This is a genomic window from Pseudomonas sp. BF-B-15 (assembly GCF_019946675.1).
GTDB lineage: Bacteria > Pseudomonadota > Gammaproteobacteria > Pseudomonadales > Pseudomonadaceae > Aquipseudomonas > Aquipseudomonas migulae.
The window spans coordinates 1-7,894 of record NZ_JAGYFZ010000164.1; the positions used below are offsets into that span (position 1 = coordinate 1).

Consider the following 7,894-nt stretch of genomic DNA (forward strand, 5'->3'; position numbering starts at 1 on the left):
GCTCGCGATGGCGGTGTATCAGTCACCATCAATGTGATTGACCCACCGCCATCGCGAGCAGGCTCACTCCCACAGGGAACTTCAGTGAACACAAAAACAAAAAAGGCGACCTTCTCAGGTCGCCTTTTTCATTGGGCTATCAGCGTTTACTGAGCGTAAATCTGATCAAAGATCCCACCATCATTGAAGTGCGTCTTCTGCACGGTGCGCCAGTCACCGAAGGTCTTCTCTACCGACAGGAAATCCACTTTCGGGAAGCGGTCGGTGTACTTGGCCAGTACCGCCGGATCACGCGGACGCAGGTAGTTTGCCGCAGCAATTTCCTGGCCTTCTGGCGACCACAGGTACTTCAGGTATTCCTCGGCCGCCGCGCGGGTGCCTTTCTTCTCGACCACTTTGTCGACCACGGCCACTGGCGGCTCGGCTTCAGCGGAGACGCTTGGGTAGATCACTTCGAACTGATCACGGCCAAACTCGCGGGCAATCATTTCCGCTTCGTTTTCGAAGGTCACCAGCACGTCGCCGAGCTGGTTGGTCATGAAGGTAGTGGTAGCCGCACGACCACCGGTATCCAGCACCGGTGCTTGCTTGAACAGCTTGCCGACGAAGGCCTTGGCCTTGTTCTCGTCACCGCCGTTCTTCAGCACATAACCCCAGGCCGAAAGGTAGGTGTAGCGGCCGTTGCCCGAGGTTTTCGGGTTTGGCACGATCACTTGCACACCGTCCTTGAGCAGATCCGGCCAGTCTTTCAGGGCTTTCGGGTTGCCTTTGCGGACGATGAACACCGTGGCCGAGGTGAACGGCGCGCTGTGGTTCGGCAGCAGGGTGACCCAGTTGTCCGGCACCAGTTTGCCGTTGTCCGCCAGGGCGTTGATGTCGGTGGCCATGTTCATGGTGATGACGTCAGCCGGCAGGCCGTCGATCACGGAGCGCGCCTGTTTGCTCGAACCGCCGAAAGACATCTGCAGGGTGATGTTTTCGTTGTGCTCGGCTTGCCAGTGTTTCTGGAAGGCAGCGTTGTAGTCCTTGTAGAAATCGCGCATCACGTCGTAGGAAACGTTGAGCAGGGTCGGTGCAGCCTGAGCCACGCTGGTCAATGCCAGGCCAGCGGCCAGAAGTGAGGCGCCAAAGAGTTTTTTCACTGCGCATTCCTTGTTCTAATTTAAATATGAGGCAATTTGCCAGCGACTATAACCGGGCTCGTATAGTCCTTTAAAGATTAAAAAGCACTTTGCTTATTCCAGTTTTTTGAACAACACATTGCCGCACCGCGAGCAAAATGCAGCGCCGTGCTCGTGGCTGTTTTTCTTACACACCGGGCAGTCGTGTTGCAACTGTTCGCCACGCATGGCGTTGGCCAGTTCGGCGGTGAAAATCCCGGTTGGCACGGCGATGATCGAGTAACCGGTGATCATCACCAGCGACGAAATCACCTGGCCCAAGGGCGTCTTCGGCACGATGTCGCCGAAACCGACGGTGGTCAGCGTCACGATAGCCCAGTAGATGCCTTTTGGAATGCTGGTGAAGCCATGCTCCGGGCCTTCGATCACGTACATCAGCGTGCCGAACACCGTGACGAGCGTGCAGACGCTGACCAGAAACACCACGATCTTCTGCTTGCTGCCACGCAGCGCCAACATCAGGTAATTGGCTTGCTTGAGGTACGGACTGAGCTTGAGCACGCGGAAAATCCGCAGCATCCGGATGATCCGGATAATCAGCAGGTACTGCGCATCTGCGTAATACAGCGCGAGGATGCCGGGCACGATCGCCAGCAAATCCACCAGCCCATAGAAGCTGAACGCATAACGCAGCGGCTTGGGCGAACAGTACAGGCGCAGGCCATATTCGATGGCGAAAATGACCGTGAAGCCCCACTCGATGTACGCCAACACGTTGGCGTAGTTCTGATGAATCGTGTCGATGCTGTCGAGCATCACGATGACGATGCTGGCGAGGATGATCAACAGCAGAATGCCGTCGAAGCGCCGCCCGGCCTTGGTGTCGCTCTGGAAAACCATGACGTAAAGGTCTTCACGCCAGTTTTTGCTGCTGTCCATGGATAACGCCTGAATCGAGAATCAGCGCAGCCTAGGGTGATTCTCCTCCAGAGTGCAAGGCGTACCGGCGACGGTGGTTTTGCCGAACATTTGCATAACCGTGCGGATCAGCCAGCAGGCGAGGATAAACGGCGCGGTCAGCGTTGGCAGACCGATGGCGGCAAACACCGGCGTCAGCAACAGCGCCGCTGCGATGCCGATGAGCGGCAGCCACGGTTGCTGGCGCAGCGAGCTGAGGGCGAGGGCGGCGAGTACGGCGTTATAGCCACCGAGGCCGATCAATGCGCTATAGAAGTCTTGATGCAGCAGGCTCCAGCCCATGCCCGCGGCAGACGCCAGCATCGCCCAGCAGAATGCGCGGCGATCAGCGATCAGCAAACCCACGGCAATCATCGCACCGGCCAGCGGATGGCCGAGGAACATCACCTGGCCGAGGCCTTTCAGGGGGGCGAGGAGCATGTTCAACGCACTGACTTCGATCAAATGGGCTTCGGTCGAGGGGGTGGCGAAGCACAGCAGCAACCAGCCCAATCCCACGAAGGGCGCCGTATAGGCCGGCAGGTATTGGCTGACCCGGATGCGTTTGAGCCACTGCTGAGTGAGCATCGCGCTCAATCCACCCGCAGCAATGATCAGCGGCGGCAACAGCGCGGACCAGGGGAAATACAGGCTCAGCAGCAAACCGAGCAGGACACCGTTGTAACTGAACAGCCCGGCCTGACGATCAGCCTTGGCGTAGTGGCGACGTTGCGCGGTGAGCAAACCGGCGACACCGCCCAGCAGCGCACCGCCGAGCAGGGCCGGTGCGGTGAATAGAATGGCGAGCAGGCACAACAGACCAAACAGCGGATGGCGCTGGAGGAAAATCTGGCTGAAGCCGTTGAGCAGGGCAGTCGCCCAATCGGGGCAGTGGGTGTTGAAGTGGTTGGCAGGCATGATGAAGTCTGTGGGTGTTTCAGTGAAACCGAGTCGCCAGCATCGCCAGCAGGCTGGCTCCCACACTGAATCTGCGTTCAGTCTTGATTTCGTTATCGACACAAAACCAATGTGGGAGCCAGCCTGCTGGCGATGAGGCCGGTATGGGCGCTCTAGATCAACGTCTCGATACGCAAAGAGTTAGTCGACCCAGGCTGCCCAAACGGCACACCCGCCGTGATCAATAACGTGTCGCCGCGCTGCGCCATGCCCTGCGCCTGCGCAATCTCCAGCGCTGTCGAACACACCTCATCCACCTGGCGCAGACGATCATTGACCACCGAATGCACCCCCCACGCCACCGTCAAGCGGCGAGCGGTCTGCAGGTTCGGCGTCAGGTTCAGAATCGGTACGGTCGGCCGTTCCCGCGCCGCTCGCAGACTCGACGTGCCGGACTCGCTGTAGTTCACCAGCACCGCCACCGGCAACACGTTACTGATGCGACGAATCGCACAGCTGATCGCATCGGAAACGGTCGCCTCGGCTTTCGGCCGGCTGACGTCCAGTTGCGTCTGATAGTCCGGACCGTTTTCCACCTGGCGGATGATCTTGCTCATCATCTGCACAGCTTCTATCGGGTATTCGCCGGACGCGGTTTCCGCTGACAGCATCACCGCATCGGCGCCTTCGGCCACGGCGTTGGCCACATCGGTGACTTCGGCGCGGGTCGGGGCCGGGGAGAAGCGCATCGATTCGAGCATCTGCGTCGCCACCACCACTGGTTTACCGAGTTGGCGGCAGATGCTGATGATGTTCTTCTGAATCTGCGGCACGCTTTCGGCGGGCACTTCGACGCCGAGGTCGCCACGGGCAACCATGATCGCGTCGCTCAATTCGGCGATTTCCCGCAGTTGCGTGACCGCCGACGGCTTCTCGATCTTGGCCATCAAAAACGCTTTGTCGCCGATCAGTTCACGCGCTTCGCGAATGTCTTCCGGGCGCTGCACGAACGACAGCGCGACCCAATCCACGCCCAACTCCAGACCGAAAGTCATATCGCGACGATCCTTGGCCGTCAGTGGGCTCAACTCCAGCACCGCTTGCGGCACGTTCACGCCTTTGCGGTCCGAGAGTTCGCCGCCATTGAGCACCGTGGTGTCGATTGCGTCGGCGTATTTGGTGACCACGCGCAGTCGCAGTTTGCCGTCGTCGAGCAGCAAGTCCATGCCCGGCTCCAGCGCGGCGATGATTTCCGGGTGCGGCAGGTTGACCCGGCGTTGATCGCCCGGCGTCGGGTCCAGGTCCAGGCGCAGGGCCTGACCGCGATGCAACTGCACCTTGCCTTCGGCGAACTTGCCGACCCGCAGTTTCGGGCCTTGCAGGTCCATCAGGATCCCGAGCGGATAATTCAGTTGGCGCTCGACTTCACGAATCCATTGATAGCGTTGAGCGTGGTCGGCGTGATCGCCGTGGCTGAAGTTCAGGCGGAAGATGTTGACCCCGGCCTGCACCAGCTCGCGGATGTCTTCGATCCCGTCGGTGGCGGGGCCGAGGGTGGCGAGGATTTTGACCTTTTTATCAGGCGTCATTTTTTGTGCTCTCGAGAATCAGGATGGCGCGGAAGTCGTTGACGTTGGTGCGGGTCGGCTCGGTGACGATCAACGCGTCGAGCGCCGCGAAATAGCCGTAGCCATTGTTGTTGTCGAGTTCATCGCTGGCGCTCAAACCGAGGGCGGCGGCGCGGGCGTAGCTGTCCGGGGTCATGATCGCCCCGGCATTGTCTTCGGAGCCGTCGATGCCATCGGTGTCGCCGGCCAGCGCGTAGACGCCGGGCAAGCCTTTGAGGCTGTCGGTCAGGCTCAGGAGGAATTCGGCGTTGCGTCCGCCGCGACCATTGCCGCGCACGGTGACCGTGGTTTCACCGCCCGAAAGGATCACGCACGGCGCCGCCAATGGCTGGCCATGCAGGACCACTTGCCGCGCGATGCCGGCGTGAACCTTGGCCACTTCGCGGGATTCGCCTTCCAGGTCGCCGAGGATCAGCGGACTGAAACCGGCCTGACGGGCTTTCACTGCAGCGGCTTCAAGCGACTGTTGCGGGCGGGCGATCAATTGGAAATGACTGCGCGCCAGGCTCGGGTCGCCGGGTTTGACCGTCTCCGATTCCGGGCTTTGCAGCCAGTTGCGCACCGACGCCGGGACTTCAATGTCGTAGCGCTTGAGGATTGCCAGCGCTTCGGCGGAGGTGCTCGGGTCGGCCACGGTGGGGCCGGAAGCGATGACCGTGGCGAGGTCGCCCGGTACATCGGAAATCGCATAGGTATAAACAGTGGCGGGCCAGCAGGCTTTACCGAGACGGCCGCCCTTGATCGCCGAGAGGTGCTTGCGCACGCAGTTCATCTCGCCGATGGTCGCGCCGGATTTGAGCAGGGCTTTGTTGATCGATTGCTTGTCGGCGAGCGTGATGCCTTGGGCCGGAAGGGCGAGCAACGCAGAACCGCCACCGGAGAGCAGAAAGATGACGCGGTCGTCTTCGCTCAGGTTGCTGACCAGATCCAGCACGCGCTTGGCGACGGCCAGGCCGGCGGCGTCCGGTACCGGGTGAGCGGCTTCGACGACTTCGATTTTTTCGCACGGGGCGCCGTGACCGTAACGCGTCACCACCAGGCCGGACACTTCACCCTGCCAGCAACGCTCGACCACTTGGGCCATGGCGGCGGCGGCTTTGCCGGCGCCGATGACGATCACGCGACCACTGCGGTCAGTGGGCAAATGAGCTTCGAGGACTTGCTGCGGATGGGCCGCGTCAATGGCTGTGGCAAACAGCTCACGCAGGAATTGTTGCGGATCGACCGACATGGCGGGCTCCCGGATTTTCTTGTTATTTGAAGGGCAACTCGGCCCCTTGTGGGAGCTAGCCTGCTAGCGATTCAGGCGCTGAGGTCTACCAGACACACCGCGTCGATTTCATCGCTAGCAGGCTAGCTCCCACAGGGTCAGACAGAGACTTAGTTCTTATCGCGAATCGAGAAATTCGCCATGTGCTCCAGGCCTTTGATCAGCGCCGAGTGGTCCCAGTTGCTGCCACCGATGGCCGCGCAGGTGCTGAACACTTGCTGGGCGTTGGCGGTGTTTGGCAGGTTGATGTTCAGCTCCTTGGCACCTTGCAGGGCCAGGTTCAGGTCCTTCTGGTGCAGGCTGATGCGGAAGCCTGGGTCGAAGGTGCCTTTGATCATGCGCTCGCCATGCACTTCGAGGATTTTCGACGAAGCGAAACCGCCCATCAGCGCTTCACGCACCTTGGCTGGATCGGCACCGTTTTTCGAAGCGAACAGCAGGGCTTCGGCCACGGCCTGAATGTTCAGCGCGACGATGATCTGGTTCGCCACTTTCGCGGTTTGACCGTCGCCGTTACCGCCCACCAGGGTGATGTTCTTGCCCATTGCCTGGAACAGTGGCAAGGCGCGTTCGAAGGCATCGGCATCGCCGCCGACCATGATGCTCAGGGTCGCAGCCTTGGCACCGACTTCACCGCCGGACACCGGCGCGTCGAGGTACTGCGCGCCTTTTTCGTTGATCTTGGCCGCGAAAGCTTTGGTGGCGGTAGGCGAGATCGAGCTCATGTCGATGACGACTTTGCCCTTGCCGACACCGGCCGCAATACCGTCGGCGCGGAACAGCACGTCATCGACCTGCGGGGTATCCGGCACCATGACGATGATGAATTCAGCTTCTTGCGCAACTTCTTTCGGGTTCGCCAGGGCGACAGCGCCACCGGCGATCAGGTCGGCAGGCGCGGCGTCGTGATGCGCCGACAGGAACAGGCTGTGACCGGCTTTCTGCAGGTTCAACGCCATTGGGTGGCCCATGATGCCGGTGCCGATAAATCCGATTTTAGCCATGAGAAAATCCTCTTGTTTTTATTGCTCTGTTCGCAAAATTCGTGGGTGTCAGCGAGGGCGCCTTCGCGGGCAAGCCTCGCTCCTACAGGGGCAGGGTTGTTCGTAGGAGCGAGGCTTGCCCGCGAAGAACGATGACGCGGTTTTCGATCAGATCGCGTTATGGGTTTTCAGCCAGCCCAGGCCTGCTTCGGTGGTGGTCAGCGGCTTGTATTCGCAACCGACCCAACCCTGATAACCAATCCGGTCCAGGTGTTCGAACAGGAAGCGGTAGTTGATTTCACCGGTGCCCGGTTCGTTGCGCCCCGGGTTGTCCGCCAATTGCACGTGATTGATTTCACTGAGGTGCGATTGCAGGGTGCGGGCCAGGTCGCCTTCCATGATTTGCATGTGATAGATGTCGTATTGCAGGAACAGATTGGCGCTGCCGACCTGTTCGCGAATCGACAGGGCTTGCGCCGTGTTGTTCAGGTAGAACCCTGGGATGTCGCGGGTGTTGATCGCTTCCATCACCAGTTTGATGCCCGCCGCTTGCAGCTTGTCGGCCGCGTACTTGAGGTTGGCGACAAAGGTTTTTTCCACGGTGGCATCGTCGACGCCTTGTGGACGGATACCGGCGAGGCAGTTGACCTGGGTGTTGCCCAGCACTTGCGCGTAGGCAATGGCCAGATCGACCCCAGCGCGGAATTCGTCAACCCGGTCCGGCAGGCACGCGATACCGCGCTCGCCCTTGGCCCAGTCACCGGCCGGCAGGTTGAACAACACCTGGGTCAGACCGTTGGCGTCGAGCTTGGCCTTGATCTCGGCGGAGCTGAAATCGTAAGGGAACAGGTATTCGACACCACTGAAGCCGGCCTTGGCGGCCGCTTCGAAACGGGCGAGAAAATCCTGTTCGGTGAACAGCATGGACAGGTTGGCTGCGAAACGCGGCATGGTGGTCTCCCGTAAATGTGTGAGCTCCCTCTGTAGGAGCGAGGCTTGCCCGCGAAGGCGTTGTGTCAGTCGGCATCAATGTTGAAT

Annotated in this window: 7 protein-coding genes; all 7 read right to left on the bottom strand. The window is 60.4% G+C overall.

Annotated features, from left to right (window positions below; all coding sequences use genetic code 11):
* Positions 1 to 146: 146 nt before the first annotated feature.
* Positions 147 to 1,142 (bottom strand): sulfate ABC transporter substrate-binding protein, encoded by a 996-nt coding sequence (locus KGA97_RS28405; protein WP_008039863.1) that lies wholly within the window; start codon positions 1,140 to 1,142, stop codon positions 147 to 149.
* Positions 1,143 to 1,235: 93 nt separating this feature from the next.
* Positions 1,236 to 2,060: an ion transporter gene (locus KGA97_RS28410; protein ID WP_008039865.1), complete on the bottom strand. Its 825-nt coding sequence runs from the start codon at positions 2,058 to 2,060 to the stop codon at positions 1,236 to 1,238.
* A 21-nt stretch (positions 2,061 to 2,081) separates the two neighbouring features.
* Positions 2,082 to 2,996, bottom strand: coding sequence for an urea transporter (locus KGA97_RS28415; RefSeq protein ID WP_207285357.1), 915 nt, complete (start codon positions 2,994 to 2,996; stop codon positions 2,082 to 2,084).
* A gap of 152 nt (positions 2,997 to 3,148) precedes the next feature.
* Complete coding sequence (pyk, locus tag KGA97_RS28420; protein WP_223481913.1) at positions 3,149 to 4,564, bottom strand: pyruvate kinase; 1,416 nt, start codon at positions 4,562 to 4,564, stop codon at positions 3,149 to 3,151.
* Positions 4,554 to 5,834, bottom strand: a complete 1,281-nt coding sequence (locus tag KGA97_RS28425) for a glycerate kinase (protein ID WP_008026780.1) — start codon at positions 5,832 to 5,834, stop codon at positions 4,554 to 4,556. Before KGA97_RS28425 ends, pyk begins: the two co-directional genes overlap by 11 nt.
* Positions 5,835 to 5,983: 149 nt before the next feature.
* A complete protein-coding gene (locus KGA97_RS28430) occupies positions 5,984 to 6,877 on the bottom strand; it encodes a 2-hydroxy-3-oxopropionate reductase (protein WP_223449625.1) in 894 nt (297 codons plus the stop codon).
* Positions 6,878 to 7,024: 147 nt separating this feature from the next.
* A complete protein-coding gene (gene hyi, locus KGA97_RS28435; RefSeq protein ID WP_223481914.1) occupies positions 7,025 to 7,807 on the bottom strand; it encodes a hydroxypyruvate isomerase in 783 nt (260 codons plus the stop codon).
* Positions 7,808 to 7,894 lie beyond the last annotated feature (87 nt).